15 protein-coding genes are annotated in these 21635 nt (G+C 65.1%); 2 read left to right on the top strand and 13 right to left on the bottom strand.

Annotated elements, in window-relative coordinates; all coding sequences use genetic code 11:
• Nucleotides 1–102: 102 nt before the first annotated feature.
• Nucleotides 103–1311 (bottom strand): MFS transporter, encoded by a 1209-nt coding sequence (locus A3CW_RS0100920; RefSeq protein WP_322787933.1) that lies wholly within the window; start codon nucleotides 1309–1311, stop codon nucleotides 103–105.
• Nucleotides 1312–1529: 218 nt separating this feature from the next.
• On the opposite strand from A3CW_RS0100920, the gene uvrA reads away from it, so the two are divergent.
• Together uvrA and A3CW_RS0100910 are read left to right on the top strand one after the other, a co-directional pair.
• Entirely contained in the window at nucleotides 1530–4421 is a 2892-nt protein-coding gene (gene uvrA / locus A3CW_RS0100915) for an excinuclease ABC subunit UvrA (RefSeq protein ID WP_028201880.1), read from the top strand.
• Between the two features lie 112 nt (nucleotides 4422–4533).
• Nucleotides 4534–5619 carry an AI-2E family transporter gene (locus A3CW_RS0100910; RefSeq protein ID WP_028201879.1) on the top strand — a complete coding sequence of 362 codons (1086 nt, stop codon included), beginning with the start codon at nucleotides 4534–4536 and terminating at the stop codon, nucleotides 5617–5619.
• 30 nt (nucleotides 5620–5649) lie between these two features.
• Here the strand turns inward: A3CW_RS0100910 and A3CW_RS0100905 are convergent, their stop codons facing one another.
• From A3CW_RS0100905 to A3CW_RS0100850, 12 genes are all read right to left on the bottom strand, one after another.
• Nucleotides 5650–6345, bottom strand: coding sequence for a response regulator (locus A3CW_RS0100905; protein WP_028201878.1), 696 nt, complete (start codon nucleotides 6343–6345; stop codon nucleotides 5650–5652).
• Nucleotides 6346–6417: 72 nt separating this feature from the next.
• Nucleotides 6418–8418, bottom strand: coding sequence for a type IV pili methyl-accepting chemotaxis transducer N-terminal domain-containing protein (locus A3CW_RS0100900; RefSeq protein ID WP_081771472.1), 2001 nt, complete (start codon nucleotides 8416–8418; stop codon nucleotides 6418–6420).
• 268 nt (nucleotides 8419–8686) lie between these two features.
• Complete coding sequence (gene narI / locus A3CW_RS0100895) at nucleotides 8687–9370, bottom strand: respiratory nitrate reductase subunit gamma (RefSeq protein ID WP_028201876.1); 684 nt, start codon at nucleotides 9368–9370, stop codon at nucleotides 8687–8689.
• Nucleotides 9367–10086: a nitrate reductase molybdenum cofactor assembly chaperone gene (gene narJ / locus A3CW_RS0100890; RefSeq protein ID WP_407669684.1), complete on the bottom strand. Its 720-nt coding sequence runs from the start codon at nucleotides 10084–10086 to the stop codon at nucleotides 9367–9369. Before narJ ends, narI begins: the two co-directional genes overlap by 4 nt.
• Entirely contained in the window at nucleotides 10076–11629 is a 1554-nt protein-coding gene (gene narH / locus A3CW_RS0100885) for a nitrate reductase subunit beta (protein WP_028201874.1), read from the bottom strand. Before narH ends, narJ begins: the two co-directional genes overlap by 11 nt.
• Complete coding sequence (locus tag A3CW_RS0100880) at nucleotides 11626–15351, bottom strand: nitrate reductase subunit alpha (protein WP_028201873.1); 3726 nt, start codon at nucleotides 15349–15351, stop codon at nucleotides 11626–11628. Before A3CW_RS0100880 ends, narH begins: the two co-directional genes overlap by 4 nt.
• A 169-nt stretch (nucleotides 15352–15520) precedes the next feature.
• Entirely contained in the window at nucleotides 15521–16915 is a 1395-nt protein-coding gene (locus A3CW_RS0100875) for a NarK family nitrate/nitrite MFS transporter (protein ID WP_028201872.1), read from the bottom strand.
• Between the two features lie 45 nt (nucleotides 16916–16960).
• On the bottom strand, nucleotides 16961–18286 hold the full coding sequence (locus A3CW_RS44775; RefSeq protein WP_051481082.1) for an MFS transporter: 1326 nt from the start codon (nucleotides 18284–18286) through the stop codon (nucleotides 16961–16963).
• 247 nt (nucleotides 18287–18533) lie between these two features.
• Nucleotides 18534–19403 (bottom strand): formyltetrahydrofolate deformylase, encoded by an 870-nt coding sequence (gene purU / locus A3CW_RS0100865; RefSeq protein WP_028201871.1) that lies wholly within the window; start codon nucleotides 19401–19403, stop codon nucleotides 18534–18536.
• A gap of 75 nt (nucleotides 19404–19478) precedes the next feature.
• Entirely contained in the window at nucleotides 19479–20378 is a 900-nt protein-coding gene (locus A3CW_RS0100860) for an NUDIX hydrolase (RefSeq protein WP_028201870.1), read from the bottom strand.
• Nucleotides 20379–20396: 18 nt separating this feature from the next.
• Entirely contained in the window at nucleotides 20397–21011 is a 615-nt protein-coding gene (locus A3CW_RS0100855) for a LysE family translocator (protein ID WP_028201869.1), read from the bottom strand.
• Between the two features lie 31 nt (nucleotides 21012–21042).
• On the bottom strand, nucleotides 21043–21609 hold the full coding sequence (locus tag A3CW_RS0100850) for an adenine phosphoribosyltransferase (protein ID WP_028201868.1): 567 nt from the start codon (nucleotides 21607–21609) through the stop codon (nucleotides 21043–21045).
• Nucleotides 21610–21635 lie beyond the last annotated feature (26 nt).

The following is a 21635-nucleotide window of genomic DNA, read 5'->3' as shown; positions in this document are numbered from 1 at the left end:
CCGGCGAGCGCCTGATGTGTCTCATGCGCCTGCACCGGTCGCGGACCGCCTCCGCGAATTGCGTTGCTGTGAACCGTTGGTTCTAACTCAGGCCCGCCTGGGTCAAGCCCGCCTGGCTTCTGCCCGCTTGGGCGGCGCCTTCATATTGGCCGCGATTATAAGCCAGCACAAGACGAGCCCCGAGCACGTGTAAAACACGGCGCTCGCGCCTTCGTGCTTGAGCATCCATCCGCCCACCACGCCGCCGAGCGCGAGCCCGATCGACTGCGTGGTGTTGTACACGCCCGTGGCCGCGCCCTTGCGGTTGCCCGGCGCGAGCTTCGACACGAGCGAAGGCTGCGAAGCCTCCAGGATGTTGAAGCCCAGGAAGTACACGAACAGCACGGCCGACACGATGACAAGTGTATGCGCGAGGGAGCCAAGCAAAAGCTGGCCGATCAGAATAAGACCGATCGCAGAAACGAGCACGGCCTTCATCTTGCCCCGTTTCTCCGCGACGATGATGGCCGGCACCATCATGACGAACGCGAGGCCCATGACCGGCAGATAGATCATCCAGTGCGACGCGACCGGCAGGCCCGCGTCCACGAGCAGGCGCGGCACGACGAGAAACAGCGCCGTTTGCGTGGCGTGCAGCACGAGCACGCCGAAGTTCAGGCGCAGCAGCTCCACGTTGTGCAGCACCTCGGCGAACGGGGCGCGCACGTGCACGGGCTTGCTGGGCGCGTCGGGCACGACCCAGATCACCACGCCCACCGCGAGAATCGAGAACACGCCAACCAGGGCGAACAGGCCGCTCATGCCGACCCAGTGGAACACGATGGGCGCACCGACGATGGCCACGGCGAACGACATGCCGATCGAGCCGCCCACCATCGCCATAGCCTTGGTACGGTGCTCCTCGGCGGTCAGGTCGGCGATGAACGCCAGCACGGCCGACGATACCGCGCCCATGCCCTGGATCACCCGCCCGACGATGATCCACGTCATGTCGTGCGCGCCCGCCGCGACAAAGCTGCCGATCGCGAAGATGACGAGGCCGGTCGCGATGACGGGCTTTCTGCCCACCCTATCGGAAACCCAGCCGTAGAAAATATAGAGAAGCGACTGCGTGACGCCGTACGCGCCGAGCGCGATGCCGACCAGCAGAAGGTTGTCACCGCCGGGAATGGTTTTCGCGTAGACGGAAAACACCGGCATGATCATGAAGAGACCGAGCATGCGCAGCGCGAAGATCGCCGCAAGCGAGACGGTCGCGCGCAACTCGGGCGCGCTCATGCGTGAGGAGGTAGCGGGTGAATTGGAGGACATCGGAGCGTGGTGTGTTTGGGCTGCAGCTGTAGGCCGCAACGGCCCGCACGTTGGTAACTGGACTCAGCGCGGACTAAGCGGACGCTCCCTGACGCGCCTCTTTCGAGGCCCTTGCACTTGCCGCTCCGGGCCCTTTCAAAGACCGTCAGCAAGCCGTAACGGCGGTCTGGAAAAGTCGTTATAGTAGCAGGTTTGGTCTCCCTTTCTCCCGCAGGTTCATGGAACAGATCCGTATCCGTGGGGCCCGAACCCACAACCTGAAGAACGTCAATCTGGACCTGCCGCGCCACAAGCTCGTGGTGATCACCGGGCTTTCGGGCTCGGGCAAGTCGTCGCTGGCGTTCGACACGCTCTACGCGGAAGGCCAGCGCCGCTACGTGGAAAGCCTCTCGGCCTACGCGCGCCAGTTTCTGCAGCTCATGGAGAAGCCCGACGTCGACCTGATCGAGGGTCTGTCGCCGGCTATTTCCATCGAGCAGAAGGCCACGTCGCACAACCCGCGCTCCACCGTCGGCACCGTCACCGAGATCCACGACTACCTGCGGCTGCTTTACGCACGCATCGGCACGCCCTACTGCCCGGACCACGAGATTCCGCTGGAGTCGCAAAGCGTCTCGCAGATGGTGGACGCCGCGCTCGCCCTGCCCGAAGAAACGAAGCTGATGATCCTCGCGCCCGTGATCGTGGACCGCAAGGGCGAGCACGCCGAGCTTTTCGACGACATGCAGGCGCAGGGTTTCGTGCGCTTTCGGGTGCGCTCGGGCGGCGGCACGGCCAACGAAGGGGAAGCGAAGATCTACGAGGTGGAGTCGCTGCCCAAGCTCAAGAAGAGCGAGCGCCACACCATCGACGTGGTGGTGGACCGCCTGAAGGTGCGCCCCGACATGAAGCAGCGCCTCGCGGAGTCGTTCGAAACCGCACTGCGTCTGGCCGACGGCCGCGCCATCGCGCTCGAAATGGACACGAACCGCGAGCACCTGTTCAGCTCGAAGTTCGCCTGCCCGATCTGCTCGTATTCGCTGCCGGAGCTGGAGCCGCGCCTCTTCTCGTTCAACAACCCGATGGGCGCGTGCCCCGAATGCGACGGTTTGGGCCAGATCACGTTCTTCGATCCGAAGCGCGTGGTCGCGCACCCGTCGCTGTCGCTCGCGGCGGGCGCCGTGAAGGGCTGGGACCGGCGCAACCAGTTCTACTTCCAGATGCTGCAGAGCCTGGCCGCGTTCTACGACTTCGACATCGACACCGCGTTCGAGGACCTGCCGGAGAAAGTGCGCAAGATCCTGCTCTACGGCTCCGGCAAGCAGGAGATTCCGTTCTCGTACATCAACGAGCGCGGCCGCACGTCAGTGCGCGAGCATGTCTTCGAAGGGATCATCCCGAACCTGGAGCGCCGCTACCGCGAGACCGACTCGGCCGCCGTGCGCGAGGAGCTTTCGAAGTACCAGAACAACCAGGCCTGCCCGCACTGCGAAGGCACCCGTCTGCGCCGCGAGGCGCGCTTCGTGCGCATCGGCGCGGGCGAAGAGGCGCGTGCCATTTATGAAGTGAGCGGCTGGCCGCTGCGCGACACGCTCGGCTACTTCCAGACGCTGCACCTCGAAGGTGCAAAGCGCGAGATCGCCGACAAGGTGGTCAAGGAAATCGTCGCGCGCCTCATGTTCCTCAATAACGTCGGTCTCGACTATCTCTCGCTCGAACGCAGCGCCGAGACGCTTTCCGGCGGCGAGGCGCAGCGCATCCGGCTCGCCTCGCAGATCGGCTCGGGCCTGACGGGCGTGATGTACGTGCTCGACGAGCCGTCCATCGGCCTGCACCAGCGCGACAACGACCGCCTCATCTCCACGCTCAAGCATCTGCGCGACCTGGGCAATTCGGTGATCGTCGTCGAGCACGACGAGGACATGATCCGTATGGCCGACTACGTGGTCGACATGGGCCCGGGCGCGGGCGAGCACGGCGGCATGGTAATTTCGCAAGGCACGCCGGCGGAAGTCGAGCACGATCCGGCCTCGATGACGGGCCAGTACCTCTCGGGCGCGCGCCAGATCGACTATCCCGACGAGCGCATCGAGCCCGGCGAGCGCCGCCTGCGCATCGTCGAGGCCTCCGGCAACAACCTCAAGCACGTGACGCTCGACCTGCCCGTCGGTCTTTTGACCTGTGTGACGGGCGTCTCGGGCTCGGGCAAGTCCACGCTCATCAACGACACGCTTTATCACGCCGTGTCGCAGCATCTGTACGGATCGTCGGCGGAACCGGCGCCGTTCGAGGCGATCGAGGGTTTGGATCACTTCGACAAGGTCATCAACGTCGACCAGTCGCCGATCGGGCGCACGCCGCGCTCGAACCCGGCCACCTACACGGGCCTCTTCACGCCCATCCGCGAACTGTTCGCGGGCGTGCCGGCCGCCAAGGAACGCGGCTACGAGTCGGGCCGCTTCTCGTTCAACGTGAAGGGCGGGCGCTGCGAAAGCTGCCAGGGCGACGGCGTGCTCAAGGTGGAAATGCACTTCCTGCCCGACGTGTACGTGCCCTGTGACGTCTGCCACGGCAAGCGCTACAACCGCGAAACGCTGGAGATTCAATACAAGGGCCGGAACATCAGCGAAGTGCTCGACATGACGGTGGAAGCCGCCTACGAGTTCTTCAAGGCGGTGCCGGTGGTGGCGCGCAAGCTCAAGACGCTGCTGGATGTGGGCCTCGGCTATATCCGCCTCGGCCAGTCGGCCACCACGCTCTCGGGCGGCGAGGCGCAGCGCGTGAAGCTTTCGCTCGAACTTTCCAAGCGGGACACGGGCCGCACGCTGTATATACTCGACGAGCCGACCACGGGCCTGCACTTCCACGACATCGCGCTTTTGCTGGAAGTGATTCACCGGCTTCGAGATCAGGGCAACACGGTGGTCATCATCGAGCATAATCTCGATGTAATCAAAACCGCCGACTGGGTCGTAGACATGGGACCGGAAGGCGGCGCGGGCGGTGGGCAGATCGTGGCCCAGGGGACGCCCGAACAGGTGGCGAAGTCGAAGGCAAGCTTCACGGGCCGCTATCTCGCGCCGCTGCTCAAGCGCCAGATCGCCGCGCTGGACACGGCCTCGGGAAAATGACCCGCCAGGCGGGCTGACAACCGGGCCGGAAATTTAGCAGTAGAAATAGCTGCAGCAACAACGGGTCGGGGGCGCTAGCGCCCCCGTAGTTTGGAGACGGAATACACCCAACATGGTCAAGCGCAACGAAGCGACCGAAGATAAACAGGTGCGCGACCTGCGGCCACGGCCGGTCAGGCTCACGAGCGACATGAGCCTGCCGAAGCTTTCGGCAGTGGAAATCGGCAGCTATGTGGCCGCGCTCGCCGGCATGCTGGCAATCCTGCACCTGAACCTGCTCGGCGCGCTGCTCGCGGGCATGCTCGTGTTCCAGCTCGTTCATACCATTTCGCCGCTCATCGAGCGGCGCATGTCGAGCAGCCGCGCACGCTGGCTCTCCGTGGTGCTGGTTTCCATCGTGATCGTGGGCGTGCTCACGGGGCTCACCGTGGGCGTCATCGAGCAGTTCGAAAGCGACGTACCGAGCGTGCAGAAGGTCATGGCGCAGATGATGACGTTCGTCGACCAGGCGCGCGGACGCATTCCCGAGTCCATCGCCGCCTATCTGCCCGTGGACGTCGCCCAGATGAAGCTCAAGGCGCTCGCGCTCATGCACGAGCACGCCACCCAGCTCGGCCAGGGCGGCAAGAACGCCGCGCGCATCTTCGGGCATATCGTGATCGGCATGATCATCGGCGCGATCATCGCCATTGGCGCGCAGAAGAACGCCACGCGGCTGCCGCTTTCCACGGCGTTCGTCGCGCGCGTGTCGCGTTTCGCCGACGCGTTCCGCCGCATCGTGTTCGCGCAGGTGAAGATTTCGGCGATCAACACGGTGTTCACCGGCCTCTTCCTCCTGCTCGCGCTGCCGTTGTTTCACGCGCCGTTGCCGCTCGCGAAGATGCTGGTCGTGGTGACCTTCGTGGTGGGCCTGTTGCCCGTGATCGGCAACCTGATCTCGAACACGCTGATCGTCGCCATCGCGCTCACCGTGAGCCTGCCCGCGGCGGTCACGGCGCTCGTGTTCCTCATCCTGATCCACAAGCTCGAATACTTCCTGAACGCGCGCATCGTGGGCGGCCAGATCGAGGCGCGCACGTGGGAGCTGCTCGTCGCGATGCTCGTGATGGAAGCCGCGTTCGGCATTCAAGGCGTGATCGCCGCGCCGATTTTCTACGCGTATATCAAGCGCGAACTGATCTATCTGCGGCTCGTCTGAGCCGCTTTCTCCCAGGCCCGTGCGCGGCCTTCAGCGCCCGCGCGGCTCGCCGGGCACGTCGGTCATGCCGTCGTGCCCCATGGCGTAGATCGCCACCTGCACGCGGCTCGTGAGATTGAGCTTGCGCAGAATGTTGCGCACGTGAATCTTCACCGTGCTCTCCGCCAGGTCGAGCGTACGCGCAATCTCCTTGTTGCTCGCGCCGCGCGCCAGCTCGCGCACGATGTCGCGCTCGCGCGCCGTGAGCGTCTCTGCACTCGCTCGCGCGGCGCCAGCCGTGCCGGTCGCGCCGGTCGGATGCGCAGGCTTGCGCATCTGCTCCACGAGTTTCGCCGTCATGTGCTCGGTAATGACCGGCTGGCCGCTCGCGGCCTTGCGGATCGCCGCCACCAGCGCGTCGGCGTCGATGCTCTTGAGCAGGAAGCCACGCGCGCCCTCGCGCATCGCGGCGGTGAGTTCGTCGGCTTCCTCGGAGACGGTGAGCATTACGACCGCTGTGTCCGGCAGGTCTTCCACCAGCAGTTGCAGCGTTTCGAGCCCCGAGAGGCCCGGCATGTTCAGGTCGAGCAGGACGACGTCGGGCAGGTGCTGCTTCGCGCGCTTGACGCCTTCCACGCCGTCCGACGCCTCGCCGACCACTTCCAGGTCAGGCTGGCGCTGCAGGAGCGCGCTCACGCCCGAGCGAAAGAGCGTGTGGTCGTCGATGAGCAGGATGCGTATGGTCATGGGGATCGTTGTCTTGTCGCGATGTCTTCCGATTCTGATCGTAACGCCGTCGGCCAGGTTCATTGGCCGCATTCACGCGGCCATGCGGCTCGCGGCGGGCAGCACCAGTTCGACGCGCGCGCCGCGCCCCGGCGCGCTCTGCAGCGTGAGCACGGCGGCTAGACGTCTCGCGCGCTCATGCATGATGTGAAAGCCCACGTGCGATTCGCCGCGCGAGGCGATATCGGCGGGATCGTAGCCCACGCCGTCGTCTTCGATCGTCAGGCGGAAGTCGCGCGCGTTCACGACGCTCACCTGTACGTGCAGCGCCTCCGCATGCTTGCGCGCATTCGAGAGCGCCTCCTGCAGCACGAAGAGTACCTGCAGCTGCTGGTCGGGCGGCAGCGGCGGCCCGTCTTCGTCGCGATAGTCGAGCGTCAGCTCGGCGTCCGACTGGCGGCGAAAGCGCGCCACGGTGTCCTCCACGGCGAGGCGCAACTTGCCCGGGCCGAGCTTCGTGCGGAAATTCAGCAGCAGTTCGCGCACGTCGTCGTAGCTTTCCTCTACGCCGCCCGCGAGCAGCGGCACGATCTCGCGGATCTCGTCGAGGTCGCCCCGCCCGGCCGCCCCGTCGAGCAGGTGTACCTGCATCTTCAGGAAGCTCAGGCCTTGCGCGATGCTGTCGTGCAGCCCCTGAGCGACGAGATTGCGCTCCTCGGACACGGCGAGCTGGCGCCCGAGCGCCACGAGCCGCCGGTTCATGAGCGCGACGCCCAGGTGGCGGCCGAGCGTCTGGAGCAGCTGAACGCCCGACGGCGCAATCTCCCGCTCGCGCCGGAAGTGCAGCGAGAACGTGCCGAGCGTCTCGTTCTGCGCGACGATGGCCGACACCGCGACGCTCACGAAGCCTGCCTTCAGGCAGCGCTGCGTGAAAGCCCCGCTCAGGCCGCTTTCTCCGCCGGCTGCGCGCGCGCCTGGCTGCGCCATCAGGCCGAATACGACTGGCGCCTCGGCCGTGGCGCCCCCGCACGCACAGTCCGCCGCCGGCATGCACTGCTCCGCGCGCGTGATCGATTCGGGCATGCCTTCCGAGACGAGCAGATGCAGATTGCCGTCGTCAGGCGAAACGACGCGCACCGTGCCGCCATCGGCGTCGAATTCGCGCATCACGCGCGTGAGGAAATCGTGGCACAGGCTTTCCGCCGGGCCCGGCGTGTTGAGAAACGCCGCCATCTCGTAGAGCGTCGCGAGTTCGCGGTTTTGCGCCGCCAGTTGCGCGGTCTTGGCGTCCACGCGCCCGGCAAGGTCCTGATACAGCGCCTGCAGCTCCGCGACCATGCGGTTGAAGCCTTGTGTGAGATGGCCGAACTCGTCGTACGTTTCGACCGGCAACCGTGTGTCGAACTCCCGCGCCTCGATGCGCGCGAGCCCGTCCTGCAAGCGCTGCACGGGCGCCACGAACCACTGGTAAAGCAGATAGACGATTGCCATCGTGCCTACACACGACAGCGCCGCGAGCGCGACCTGTGAAATGCGCAGCCACGCGGTCTTGCGCGCGTTCTCGCGCTCGATCAGGCTGACGAGCCGGTTCGCGTCGTCGACGAAGCCGGACAGCAGGCCGATGTACGTCGAGGGCTCGCCCCCGCTGGCGGCGAGGTCGCTCAGCGCAGCGGGTTTGAGCGTGTGGTTCCAGGCAGCCGCGACGCGTTCGAACTGCGCGTGGATGCCGGCATCGGTGGGAAGAAAGAGCGGCCGCGCCGGATCGCCGTCGCGCAATTCGCGCAGCGTCTCGTCGAGCTGGCGCATCTGGGCGTCGACTTGCGAAGGCTTGCCGGTGCGGGCTTCCCACAGTGCGATCGCCACCGCGTTCGCGCGCATGCGCAGGCTGCCCGCGTCGTTGATCGCGGCGCCGCCGCCCTCGAGCTGCCAGGAAAGCCAGAGCGTGCCGCTGATCATCGCGAGCACGAGCGCGAGCGCGACCGTGGAAAGCACAACGATGCGCGTGGAGAGCCGATTCGGGAACGGCGCTTCCTGCGCGGCGGCAGAAGCGGCAGATGCGGCAGATGCGGTTGCGGAATCGGAAGACGGAGTCATGGCCGGGACCGGGAATCGGCTGCGCCGAAACGGCGGCGCCTATACCGACATTATCTGACGGAGTGAGGCCGATCGCGCGCTATGTCGCGGTCTGCACGGCCAACTGCGACACTATGCGTCAGATCGCCTGCCTCCCGGGCGAGTCCCGGCGAACCGCGTTGCGCGCCCCCGGCGTGTACACATCGTGAAAAAAGCGGGGAATGCGAGTGGGCTCGCTCCCCGCGAAGAACGGCCATCCCCACGGCCGTCCAGAGGCAAACGTTGGCCGCTAGCGGCTGCGTACGAGCTGCCAGGCGCGCGAGAGATAGGTGATCGAGGCGAACCCGCTCCACACGTGCACGAGCCGCGTGAACGGGAAGATCACGAACAGCGTCATGCCCATGAAGAGGTGCATGCGGAAGATGAGCGGCGCGTCTGCCACGAAGCTCGCGGCGTCGCCGCGGAACGTGACGATGTGCTGCGCCCAGGTCATGAGCCGCACCATCATCGCGCCGTCCATGTGGCTCGCCGATTCGCCGATGGTGCTCAGCCCGAGCAGCAGCGTGACGAGCAGCCACAACAGCAGCACCTTGTCGCCCACGCGCGTCACGGCCGAAACGCGCGCGTTCGAAAGCCGCCGGTGCAGCAGGATCGCGAGGCCCACCAGACACATCGAGCCCATCACGCCGCCGGCGACCATCGCCACGAGCTGCTTGACCGCGTGCGGCACGCCGAGCCAGTCCCACACAGCGACGGGCGTGAGCAGACCGAACAGATGCCCGAAGAAAAGCCCGAGCACGCCGACGTGGAAGAGGATATTGCCAAGCCGCAAATGCCCGCGATAGAGCAACTGCGAGCTGTCCGCCTTCCACGTGTACTGCTCGCGCTCGAAGCGCGCGAGGCTGCCGAACAGGAAGATGGCGGCGGCAATATACGGATAGATGCCGAACAAAAACTGACTGAACGTGTTCATGGCGATTCCTTTGCGCAGGCAGCCGCAGTGGTCGCGGCAAACTGCGCTCGCGGGTGGAATTGAACGACCTGCGGCGCGTTGCTCGCGCCGAACGCGTGCATGAGTGGCTCCACGCCGTCCGCGCCGGTGCCGAAGCGTTCGAGCGCCTCGTCCATGTCGCGCACGGGCGCGCCCACGAGCGGCAGCGGCTCGACATCGGTCAGCTCGCACAGCACCGTGAAGATGCCCGCGTAGGGGCTTTCACTCTTCTCGAGCTGATTGCCGAGCGCAGCGAGCACGTGAATCGCCTCGCCGAGCAGCGCGCGCGCCTCGTCCTCGCCGATCAGGCCGAGCACTTCGAGAAAGAGCGGCACGTAGTCGGGCAGTTCGCTCGTCGCGACGTCGAGGCCATGGTTGCGGTATTCGTCGAGCAGATCGACCATCGCCTGGCCGCGCGCGCGGCTCTCGCCGTGCACGTGCTCGAACAGATGCAGCGAGTGGCGCGGATTGCGGTCGAAGGTAGCCACGTACGCTTCCTGCGACTCGACGAGCGAGCGCTCGCGCAGCGCCGCGATGAGCGGCGTCAGTTCGCGCGCGGCGAATGCGCCGTTCGGCAGGGCTTCGAGCGCGGCTTCGATCTCGTCGAGCGCGTCGAGCAAGGGCTGCTCGGGATAGTCGAGCAGCGCGGAGAGAACCGGATAAATCGACATGATTGTGTCCTCCCGCTCAAGCTTCAGACGGCGTCTTGCGACGCGACTTCGGCATATCGACATACACCACGCTGCCTTCGACCTTCGAGCCGAACAGCGAGCCCTCGGAAACACCGCCCGAACACCCGTTGCCGAACGAGAAGCCGCAACTGCCCTTTTCGTTGAACGAGTCCTCGACCATTTCCTTGTGCGACGACGGCACGACGAAGCGGTCCTCGTAGTTCGCGATCGCCATGGTGCGGTACATGTCCTCGACCTGCTCGGGCGTGAGGCCCGCGCGCGCGAGAACCGCGTTGTCGTTCACGCCGTCCACGGCCTGGGTGCGCTTGTAGGCGCGCATCGCCAGCATGCGGTTGAGCGCCGAAATCACGGGCTTTTCGTCGCCGGCGGTGAGCAGGTTGGCGAGATAGCGCATGGGAATGCGCAGGCTCGCCACGTCGGGAATCACGCCGTCCATGCCGATATGGCCCGCGTCCGCAGCCGACTGGATCGGCGAAAGCGGCGGCACGTACCAGACCATCGGCAGCGTGCGGTACTCGGGGTGCAGCGGGAACGCGATCTTCCACTCGACCGCCATACGATATACGGGCGAGCGCACTGCGGCGTCGAGCCAGCTCTGCGGCACGCCCTGGCGGCGCGCCTCGGCCTGGATGGCGGGATCGTGCGGATCGAGGAATACGTCGAGCTGCGACTGATACAGATCCTGCGTCGATTCGACCGATGCCGCCTCGCTGATGCGGTCCGCGTCGTAAAGCATCACGCCCAGATAACGGATGCGGCCCACGCACGTTTCCGAGCAGACGGTAGGCTGCCCCGCCTCGATGCGCGGATAGCAGAAGATGCACTTCTCGGCCTTGCCGCTCTTCCAGTTGAAGTACATCTTCTTGTACGGGCAACCCGAGATGCACATGCGCCAGCCGCGGCACTTATCCTGGTCAACGAGCACGATGCCGTCGTCTTCGCGCTTGTACACCGAGCCCGAGGGGCACGACGCCACGCACGCGGGATTCAGGCAGTGCTCGCACAGACGCGGCAGATACATCATGAAGGTGTTCTCGAAGGTCGAGTACATCTCCTTCTGCACGTTCTCGAACAGCTTGTCGCGGCTGCGCGAGGCGAACTCGCCGCCCAGGTCGTCTTCCCAGTTGGGACCCCAATGGATCTTGTCCATCTTCTTGCCGGTGATGACCGACACGGGGCGCGCGGTGGGTGGCGTCTGCGAGAGGCGCGCCTTCTGCAAATGCTCGTAGTCGTACGTGAACGGCTCGTAGTAGTCGTCGATGCCAGGCAGGTTCGGGTTGGCGAACAGGTTGGCCAGCACCTTGAGCTTCGGGCCCTGGCGCGGCTCGATCTTGCCGTTCGGGTTGCGAACCCAGCCGCCGTTCCACTTCTCCTGGTTCTCCCATTCCTTCGGATAGCCGATGCCGGGCTTCGTCTCGACGTTGTTGAACCACGCGTACTCGACGCCATCGCGCGACGTCCACACGTTTTTGCACGTGACGGAGCACGTATGGCAGCCGATGCACTTGTCGAGGTTCAGGACCATCGCCACCTGGGCGCGGATTTTCATGATGCTGCTCCTTCCTTCATCGGGCCTTCCAGCCACTCGACCTTCTTCATCTTGCGCACGATCACGTACTCGTCGCGATTGCTGCCGACGGTGCCGTAGTAGTTGAAGCCATACGCCAGTTGCGCGTAGCCGCCGATCATGTGCGTGGGCTTGAGCACCGTGCGCGTGACCGAGTTGTGAATGCCGCCGCGCATGCCGCTCGTTTCCGCGCCCGGAACGTTGATGATCTTTTCCTGCGCGTGATACATGAGGCACATGCCGCGCGGCACGCGCTGGCTCACCACGACGCGCGCAGTGAGCGTGCCGTTCACGTTGAACACCTCGACCCAGTCGTTATCGACGAGACCCGCGTCCTTCGCTTCGGCTTCCGAGACCCAGACGTGCGGGCCGCCACGCGACAGCGTGAGCATGCGCAGGTTGTCCGTGTACGTGGAGTGGATGCCCCACTTCTGGTGCGGCGTGATCCAGTTCAGGACGAGTTCGTGCTCGCCGTTGGGTTTCGCGCCGAGCATCGGCGAGGTCGTCTTCGTGTCGATGGCGGGCTTGTAGTTACAGAGGCCTTCGCCGAAATCGAGCATCCAGCGGTGATCCTGATAGAACTGCTGGCGGCCCGTGAGCGTGCGCCAGGGAATCAGCTCGTGCACGTTCGTATAACCCGCGTTGTAGCTCACCTCTTCCGATTCGAGCCCCGACCACGTAGGCGCGGAGATGATCTTGCGCGGTTGCGCCTGCACGTCGCGAAAGCGGATCTTGTCGTGCTCGCGGCCTTCGGCCAGATGCGTGTGATCGCGGCCCGTGATCTTCGAGAGCGCGTCCCACGCCTTCACCGCTACGTGGCCGTTGGTTTCCGGCGCGAAGGTGAGGATCATTTCGGCGGCGTCGATGGCCGTTTCCAGACGCGGGCGTCCCTCGGCCGCGCCGCGGTTCTGCTGGATGCCCGTGAGCTGTGCGAACTCGCCCACCTCGTGCACGGTGTTCCAGTTGATGCCCTTGCCGCCGTTACCGAGCTTTTCGAGCAGCGGCCCAACGGAGGTGAACTTGTTGTAGATCTCGCGATAGTCGCGCTCCACCAGCGTCATCGAAGGCGCGGTCTTGCCCGGGATCAGATCGCATTCGCCAAGACGCCAGTCCTTCGGCTCGAACGCCTGACCGAGTTCGCCCGGCGTGTCATGCATGAGCGGCGTGCACACGAGGTCCGTGCGCTTGCCCAGATGCGCGCCGCCGATCTCCGAAAACTTCTTCGCGATGACCTTGTAGATCTCCCAGTCGGTCTTGCTCTCCCACAACGGCTGCACCGCCTCCGAAAGCGGATGGATGAACGGGTGCATGTCCGACGTGTTGAGATCGTCCTTCTCGTACCACGTGGCAGAAGGCAGCACGATATCGCCGTACAGGCACGTCGTGCTCATGCGGAAGTCGAGCACCGTGAGCAGGTCGAGCTTGCCTTCGGCCGCTTCGCGCACCTTCACTTCGGCGGGCTTGATCGCATCGGCTTCGTCGCCGAACAGCGCGTTCTGCGTGCCGAGCAGGTACTTGAGGAAATACTCGTGCCCCTTGCCCGAGCTGCCCATGATGTTCGAGCGCCACACGAACATGTTGCGCGGAAAGTTCGCGGGATTGTCGGGGTCGTCGCAGGCGAAGTTCAGGGCGCCCGACTTCAGCTGATCGACGGTGTAGTGCACCGGCGGCACGCCTGCGCGCTGCGCGGCATCCACCACGTCGAGCGGATTGGCGCCCAGTTGCGGCGCCGAAGGCAGCCAGCCCATGCGCTCGGACTTCGCGTTGAGGTCGAGCATCGACAGGTTCTTGTAGCGTTCGCGGTCCGCGCCCGGGCCAAGAATCTCGTCCAGGCTCACCTTCTCGTGACGCCACTGGCTCGTGTGGTTGTAGAAGAACGACGTGCCGTTCATCTGGCGCGGCGGGCGCGACCAGTCGAGCGCGAACGCGAGCGGCGCCCAGCCGAACTGCGGACGCAGCTTTTCCTGGCCCACGTAGTGCGCCCAGCCGCCGCCGCTCTGGCCGATACAGCCGCACATCATCAGCAGATTGATGATGCCGCGGTAGATCATGTCGTTGTGGTACCAGTGATTGAGCGCCGCGCCGACGATCACCATGCTCTTGCCGCGCGTGCGGTCGGCGTTGTCGGCAAACTCGCGCGCCACCTGGATCACGAGCTTGCGCGGCACCGTGGTGTGCTTCTCCTGCCATGCGGGCGTGCAGGGCACGTCGTCGTCATACGAGGACGCGACGTTCGGGCCGCCGAGCCCCTGGTCGACGCCGTAGTTGGCCATCTGCAGGTCGTAGACGGTGGCGACCAGTACGCTCGTGCCGTCCGCCAGCGCCACGCGCTTCACGGGCACGCGGCGCGCGAGCAGCGCGCCATGTTCGCCGCCGAAGTACGGGAAGCCCACCTCGACCACTTCGTCATGCTGATCGACGAGCGAAAGGCGCGGATCGATTTCGCGGCCGCTGCCGCCGTCCTTCATTTCGAGGTTCCAGCGGCCCACCTTCTTGCCGCCGTCGTGCTCGCCTTCTCCCCAGCGGAAGCCGATCGAGCCGTTCGGCGCGACGATGTCGCCCGTGGTCGAATCGATGGCGAGCGTCTTCCACTGCGGATTGTTCGCTTCGTCGAGATTCGCGGCGAGTTGCGACGCGCGCAGGAACTGGTCTGGCACGAGCGCGCCATCGCGCTTCGCGAGCGTGACGAGCATCGGCATGTCGGTGTACTGCTTCACGTAATCGCGGAAGTACGCGGACTTCGCCGTTGCGTGAAACTCCTTGAGCACCACGTGGCCCATCGCGAGCGCGAGCGCCGCGTCGGTGCCCTGCTTCGGCGCGAGCCAGATATCGCCGAACTTCACCATCTCGCCGAAGTCGGACGACACTGCGACCGTCTTCGTGCCCTTGTAGCGGACCTCGGTGTAGAAGTGGGCGTCGGGCGTGCGCGTTTGCGGCACGTTCGAGCCCCACACCATGAGATACGTGGAGTTGTACCAGTCGGCCGATTCGGGCACGTCGGTCTGCTCGCCCCATACCTGCGGCGAGGAAGGCGGCAAGTCGCAATACCAGTCGTAGAACGACAGACACGCCCCGCCGATCAGGCTCAGATAACGCGCGCCCGCGGCGTACGAGACCATCGACATTGCCGGAATGGGCGAGAAACCCACCACGCGATCGGGACCGTACTTGCCGATGGTGTAGGCGTTGGCCGCCGCGATCATCTCGGTGGCCGTGTCCCACCCGGCGCGCACGAAGCCGCCCTGGCCGCGCGCGCTCTTGTAGTGAGCCGCCTTCTTCGGGTCCTCGACGATCGAAGCCCATGCCTTGACCGGGTCGAGCGTCTTGCGCGCCTCGCGCCACATTTCGATCAGGCGCCCGCGGATCATCGGGTACTTCACGCGCTGCGCCGAATACACGTACCAGCTATACGATGCGCCACGCGGGCAGCCGCGCGGTTCGTGATTGGGCAGGTCAGCGCGCGTGCGCGGATAGTCGGTCTGCTGCGTTTCCCACGTGATCAGGCCGTTCTTCACGTAAACCTTCCACGAGCACGAGCCCGTGCAGTTCACGCCGTGGGTCGAGCGTACGATCTTGTCGTGCTGCCAGCGGCTGCGATAGCCGTCTTCCCACTTGCGGTCCTCGTTCACCACCGCGCCGTGGCCCTTCGAAAACGTCGACTTCACGCGCGACATGAACTTCAACCGGTCCAGAAAATAACTCATCAGGTTCTCCGGGACTGCTGCTGGAATCGATCGATCGTGCCTGTCGCCGTCCGCTTGCGTTGCAAGCGTGGCGACGGGCAGCTGTATCGTTCCAAGTATGGCGAGCAGGCGCGTGCCTGCCCATTCATCAACGGGAGAGTTCGCGCTACTCCCAAAGGACTAATCCGAATCAGCAAGGCATGGACGCGTTGCGGCGTGCATAGAACAACCACGTCACCACCGCGCACACCACATAGAAGCCGATGAAGCACACAAGCGCGCCGACCGGTGAGCCGGTCATGTCGAGCGACGTGCCAAAGCTCTTCGGAATGAAGAAGCCGCCGTATGCACCCATTGCGCCCGCGAAGCCGAGCACTGCCGCTGATTCCTTGCCCGCTTCGGCGAGCGCGCTGCGCTTCGCCTCATCGCCCTTGCCCTTCGCGGCGCGTTGATGCTGCGTGAGGAAGATCACGGGAATCATGCGGAAGGTCGAGCCGTTGCCGATGCCCGTGAGTGCGAACAGCACGACGAACATCGCGAGGAAGCCGGCGAAGCTGCCCTGTGCGCCGCCCAGCGCGCCGCCCGGCAGGAACACGATTACGCCCATCACCGCGACGATCATCGCGAGGAAGGTCCAGAGCGTGACGCGCGCGCCGCCGAGCTTGTCCGAGATCCAGCCGCCAACGGGGCGCGTGAGCGCGCCAGCGAGCGGCCCGAGGAAGGCCCATGCAGTCGGGTTGATGGCGGGAAACTCGGCCTTCGTGAGAAGCGCGAGGCCGGCCGAGAAACCGATGAACGAGCCGAACGTGCCGACATAGAGAAAGCACATGATCCAGTTGTGCGCGCGGCGGAAGATCACGGCCTGCTCACGGAACGAGGCCTTTGCATCGGCGATGTCGTTCATGCCGAACCACGCGGCGAACGAAGAAACAACGATGAGCGGAATCCACACGAAGCCCGCGTTCTGTAGCCAGATGCTGTGCTCGACGCCGTCCTTCACGTAGGTCTGCCCGTCGCCAAGCAGGCCCGCGAACACGGCCGTCGAGATGACGATCGGCGTGACGAACTGCACGAGCGAGACACCGAGGTTGCCGATGCCCGCGTTGAGGCCGGTGGCAAAACCCTTGCGCGCCTTCGGGAAGAAGAAGCTGATGTTCGCCATCGACGAGCTGAAGTTCGCGCCGCCAAGACCGCACAGCAGGGCAAGCACGAGCAGCGTCGAATACGAGGTGGACGGATCGCGCAGCGCGAAGCCCATGCCGAAGGCCGGGATCAGGAGACTCGCCGTGGAGATCGCCGTGAAGCGGCGGCCGCCGAAAATCGGCACGAGAAACGAATAGAAGATGCGCAGCGTGGCGCCCGAAAGCGCGGGCAGCGCCGTGAGCCAGAAGAGTTCGTTCTTCGTGAAGTGAAAGCCGCCCTTGTCGAGATTGACGACCGTGACGCTCCACAGCGACCACACCACGAACGCCAGCATCAGCGCGGGAATCGAAATCCACAGGTTACGGGTGGCGATCTGCTCGCCGGAAGCCTGCCAGAACCGGGTGTTCTCGGGCTCCCATTGGGTCAGGAGATACTTGGACATGATTGTGCTCGTTCGGTAGGCGCCGCACGCGCGGCGCAGGTTGGATCATTCGGAGTACGTGGTTTCCTTCGGCGCCGGCGTCGCGGCGCTAACCTTGCGCGCGAGCTTCGCGCTGCCGTGGGCGAGCGCTTCGGGGCGGAACGAGAAGTGCATGAACAGCAGGCTCACCACGGTGGCGCCGAACATCAGCATGAAGCAGGTGGTACGCACGCCCGTGAGGTCGACGAGCAGGCCGAACAGGATCGGCAGCACGAAGCCCGCGAGACCGCCCGCCAGCCCCACGACGCCGGAGACGGCGCCGATGTTGTCGGTGTACTCGTCGCCGATGAACTTGAAGACCGAGGCCTTGCCCACCGCCATCGCAATGCCGACGACGAACATCAGCACCGTGTAGAACACCGGTCCCGTGCTGATATGCAGAGCGAGCGGGCCATGCGCGCCGTGGATCGTGAAGTCGGTCGGCGGATAGCTCAACAGGAAGAAGCACGCGAGCGCGACCCACATCACGGCCCACGTCGTGCGATAGGCGCCATAGCGGTCGGAGAGCCAGCCGCCTAGCGCACGCAGCACGCCGCCGGGCAGCGAGAAGCACGCAGCGAGAAACGCGGCCTGCTCGATGCCGAAGCCGTACTGGTTCACGTAGTACTGCGGCATCCACAGCGCGAGGCCGACATAGCCGCCGAACACCACCGAGTAATACTGCGCATAGCGCAGCACGCGCGGGTCAGCAAGCACGCGCATCTGGCTCGCAACGCTCTGCGTGCCGGGTACGCGGTGCGCCGGGTTGCTCGCGGAGAACATCCAGAACAGCAGCGCCGTCGCGAGCATCGCAACGGCATAGACCTTCGGCACGATGGTCCACGTGCCGGCCGCGACGATCAGCACCGGCGCCACGAACTTGTTGAGCGCGGCGCCCGAATTGCCTGCGCCGAAGATGCCCATGGCAAGACCCTGGCGCGACTTCGGGAACCAGCGCGCGACATAGGGCGTGCCGACTGAGAACGATGCGCCGGCGAACCCCGCGAACAGGCCGAGCGTGAGGAATTGCCACAGTTGCGTCGCGTACGTGACGAGCCAGATCGGCACGACGGTCACGAGCATGGTGATGAAGAAGACGATGCGCCCGCCGAAGCGGTCGGTCCAGATGCCGAGCGGCACGCGGGCGAGCGAGCCGGTGAGCACGGGCATCGCGGCAATCAGGCCGAATTCGGTATCGGTGAGGTGAAGCTGTTTTTTGAGCGGAATGCCGAGGATCGCGAACATCATCCAGACGGCAAAGCAGATCGTGAACGCGAAGGTGCTCGAACCCAGCACGCGCCAGGCTCGGCTATCGGCTACAGGTTCCGCCTGCGGGGATGGGGCGGCTTTCATGAATTTCCCTCTTGTCGTTTAGTTGACGTGACAAGAGTAGGAAAGACGAAAGGTGCGGACTATTCTCCGCAGGGAGTGCGCGACGATGCGCCACTAGAACTTAAGGAGTAATACCGAGGGAACGAGTTGGCGCGGAAGAAAAATCGCATGCATGCGAACGCGCCGGAGAGCAATAAGAATAGTTCGAAAAGCCGTAGCGCGTCATGGAACACGCTACGGCATGGTGTCGCACGCGATCAACGAAAGATCAGCGGAACACGACCGTCTTGTGCCCGTTGAGCACGATGCGATGCTCCACGTGCCACTTCACCGCGCGCGCGAGCGTCACGCATTCCACGTCGCGGCCAATGGCGGTGAGCTGGTCCGGCGTCATGTTGTGATCCACGCGCTCGACTTCCTGCTCGATGATCGGGCCTTCGTCGAGATCGGACGTCACATAGTGCGCCGTCGCGCCGATCAGCTTCACGCCACGGTCGAACGCCTGGTAGTACGGCTTCGCGCCCTTGAAGCTCGGCAGGAACGAATGATGGATATTGATCGCGTGGCCTTCGAGCGCATTGCAAAGCTGCGGCGAGAGGATCTGCATGTAGCGCGCGAGCACCACGAGATCGGCGCCTTCGCGGTTCACCACTTCGAGCACGCGCGCTTCCTGCGCTGCCTTGTCGGCCTCAGTGCCGCCGAGCAGCGGGAAGTGATGGAACGGAATGTTGTAGCTCGCGGCGAGCTGATAGAAGTCCTTGTGATTCGAGATGATCGCCGGAATCTCGATAGGCAGCTGGCCGGTGCGATAGCGGAACAACAGGTCGTTCAGGCAATGGCCGATCTTCGAGACCATGATGACGACGCGCGGCTTCACGTTCGCGTCATGCAGCTCCCAGCGCATGCCGAATTCCTGTGCGAGCGGCTCGAACGCACTGCGCAGGCCGTCGAGGCCCGGGTCGCCGCCCACTTGCTGGAAGTGCACGCGCATGAAGAACTCGCCCGTGTGGCTGTCGCCGAACTGGGCCGAGTCGAGAATATTGCTGCCGCGCTCGAACAGAAAGCCCGACACGGCATGCACGATGCCAGGCCGGTCGGCGCACGACAGTTTGAGGATGAAGCTGTGATCGGTCGACATGACCTTGGTAACTCCCGTCAATACTTTGGTGTTGCTAAAAGGGCTTTGGGCTTTGCTAAGAGAACCGGCGCCCTTTCACAGCGTCGGCGGTTCGAAGATCGCGGCAATGCCCTCGCACGCGTCTTCGTCTATCCATTGGCGGCGCAGCAGGCAGTCGAGTGTCGCGAGGCTCGCGTCCACCGTCATCGCGCCCTCCTCGATCCAGCGCGCGGCTTCGTCGATGCGCGCGAGGCGATGCTCGCCCACTTCGCCGTCCTGGTTGTGCGGCACGAAATCGGCCGGGAGCACGAGATCGTAGATGAAGATCTGCTCGGCCTGCGTGCCTTCCGGCAGCGACTGCAGCACGTGCACGGTGCGGCCCGCGCGCGCCTCGCGCGCCAGCTCCTCGGCAATGCCCGCCTCTTCCCAGCATTCCTTCACAAGCGTGGCTTCGATGCCGAAGCCCCAGCCGATGCCGCCCGCCACGACGTTATCCAGCATGCCGGGGTCGGTGGCCTTGGTGTCGCTGCGCCGCGCGATCCACAGTTGCGGCGCGCCGCGCGACCCTGAGCCGGCGGCACCTAAGCCGGCCACACCGGAATCACCGTATTCTACGACGCCGTTTAGATGCACCGCGTACGTCATCGTGCCGAAAAAGCGCGAGGCCGCGCGTTCGATAAAGGCGAGCGGCGGCGCGTCGAAGGCATTGCGGATCGCGTAGGTTTCGTTGCGCCAGCCCGGAATGTGTCCTTCCGCCGCGAGTGCGCCGATCACCGAGCCAAGCGCCGCACTGCGTGCTTCGACACTATCGAAGTGCGGGGCGAGCGTCACGCGCGCGCTATGCGCATCGCCGTCGATTTCGAACACGTCGGGCCAGCGCGCGAGCCGCGCCACGTCGTTCTCGCGTATCCAGCCCACGCGCTCGTCGCCGATATGAAACGGCAGATGCGCGCCAGCATCGAAGCGCCGCGCGTCGGTAATGCAAGGCAAGGTCATCGATCAGGACTCCGTAGATCAGTCGCGCAGGGCGACGCGAACGCCGATGGCGATGAAGGTGACGCCGGCGAGTCGGTCGAGCCACACGCCCGCGCGCGGGCGTCGTTTCAACCAGCCGCCGATCGTGCCCGCGCACAGCCCGAAGACGGAGAACACCACGACCGTCTGCGCCATGAACACGAGGCCGAGCTCGAGCATCTGCAGCGTGACGTGCTGCGCGCCATGCGGGTCGACGAACTGCGGCAGGAACACGACGAAGAACAGCGTCACCTTCGGATTCATGATGTTGCCGAGCACGCTCTGGCGAAAGATCGCGGAGAGCGGCTGGCGCGGCCTGTCGCCGGCGGCGGCGAGACCCTGGCTGCGCAGCGCCTTCACGCCGATCCACACGAGATACGCGGCGCCGGCGAGCTTGAGGATCTGGAACGCGAGCGGCGAAGAACGCAGCACGGCGGCCACGCCGAGTGCGGCGAGCGTGGTGTGGAACGTCACGCCCGCGGCGAAGCCGAGCGCGGCCACGAGACCGGCGGCGCGGCCCTGCGAAATGCCGCGTGCGAGCACCTGGAGATTGTCGGGACCGGGCGCGAACGTGATGGCGATGGAGGTGGCGAGAAAGAGCGCGAAATTCGGCATGAGTCGACTCGTGGCGGTGTGCGTTCGGGTTTCAGTGCCCGCCGAAGGCGGTCACGGTGAAGAGCGGCAGGCCTGCATCGGTGAGCAGCTTCGAGCCGCCCAGGTCCGGGAGATCGATGATCGCGGCGCCCTCCACCACGCTCGCGCCGAGGCGTTCGAGCAGCAGCTTGCCGGCCATCATGGTGCCGCCAGTGGCGATCAGGTCGTCGACGATCACGACGCGGTCGCCCTTGCCGCAGGCGTCCTCGTGAATCTCGACGGTCGCTTCGCCGTATTCGAGCTTGTAGGTCTCGGAAACGGTCTTGTACGGCAGCTTGCCGATCTTGCGGATCGGAATGAAGCCCACGTTCAGCTCATACGCGACGATCGGCCCGATGATGAAACCGCGCGCGTCGAGCCCTGCCACGTAGTCAAGCTTCGCATCGACATAGCGCTCGACGAACAGGTCGATCAGCACGCGCAGGCCCTTCGGATGGCCGATGAGCGGCGTGATATCGCGGAACTGCACTCCCGGCTGAGGCCAGTCGGGCACCGTGCGGATCAGGCTGTTCACGAACTGGGCGGCTTCAGCGCTCGGGTTCGCAGGTGCGTTGGACATGATTTCTCCGGGTAGTGGCTGGATAA

Source organism: Paraburkholderia nodosa DSM 21604 (genome assembly GCF_000519185.1).
Lineage (GTDB): Bacteria > Pseudomonadota > Gammaproteobacteria > Burkholderiales > Burkholderiaceae > Paraburkholderia > Paraburkholderia nodosa.
The sequence above is the reverse complement of the archived record's forward strand: the minus strand, read 5'-3'. Positions and strand labels throughout refer to the sequence as shown.

Coding starts and splice junctions, on each gene's coding strand:
- A3CW_RS0100920 (WP_322787933.1), bottom strand. CDS start 1,311: ATGTCCTCCAATTCACCCGCTACCTCCTCACGCATGAGCGCGCCCGAG.
- uvrA (WP_028201880.1), top strand. CDS start 1,530: ATGGAACAGATCCGTATCCGTGGGGCCCGAACCCACAACCTGAAGAAC.
- A3CW_RS0100910 (WP_028201879.1), top strand. CDS start 4,534: ATGGTCAAGCGCAACGAAGCGACCGAAGATAAACAGGTGCGCGACCTG.
- A3CW_RS0100905 (WP_028201878.1), bottom strand. CDS start 6,345: ATGACCATACGCATCCTGCTCATCGACGACCACACGCTCTTTCGCTCG.
- A3CW_RS0100900 (WP_081771472.1), bottom strand. CDS start 8,418: ATGACTCCGTCTTCCGATTCCGCAACCGCATCTGCCGCATCTGCCGCT.
- narI (WP_028201876.1), bottom strand. CDS start 9,370: ATGAACACGTTCAGTCAGTTTTTGTTCGGCATCTATCCGTATATTGCC.
- narH (WP_028201874.1), bottom strand. CDS start 11,629: ATGAAAATCCGCGCCCAGGTGGCGATGGTCCTGAACCTCGACAAGTGC.
- A3CW_RS0100880 (WP_028201873.1), bottom strand. CDS start 15,351: ATGAGTTATTTTCTGGACCGGTTGAAGTTCATGTCGCGCGTGAAGTCG.
- A3CW_RS0100875 (WP_028201872.1), bottom strand. CDS start 16,915: ATGTCCAAGTATCTCCTGACCCAATGGGAGCCCGAGAACACCCGGTTC.
- A3CW_RS44775 (WP_051481082.1), bottom strand. CDS start 18,286: ATGAAAGCCGCCCCATCCCCGCAGGCGGAACCTGTAGCCGATAGCCGA.
- purU (WP_028201871.1), bottom strand. CDS start 19,403: ATGTCGACCGATCACAGCTTCATCCTCAAACTGTCGTGCGCCGACCGG.
- A3CW_RS0100860 (WP_028201870.1), bottom strand. CDS start 20,378: ATGACCTTGCCTTGCATTACCGACGCGCGGCGCTTCGATGCTGGCGCG.
- A3CW_RS0100855 (WP_028201869.1), bottom strand. CDS start 21,011: ATGCCGAATTTCGCGCTCTTTCTCGCCACCTCCATCGCCATCACGTTC.
- A3CW_RS0100850 (WP_028201868.1), bottom strand. CDS start 21,609: ATGTCCAACGCACCTGCGAACCCGAGCGCTGAAGCCGCCCAGTTCGTG.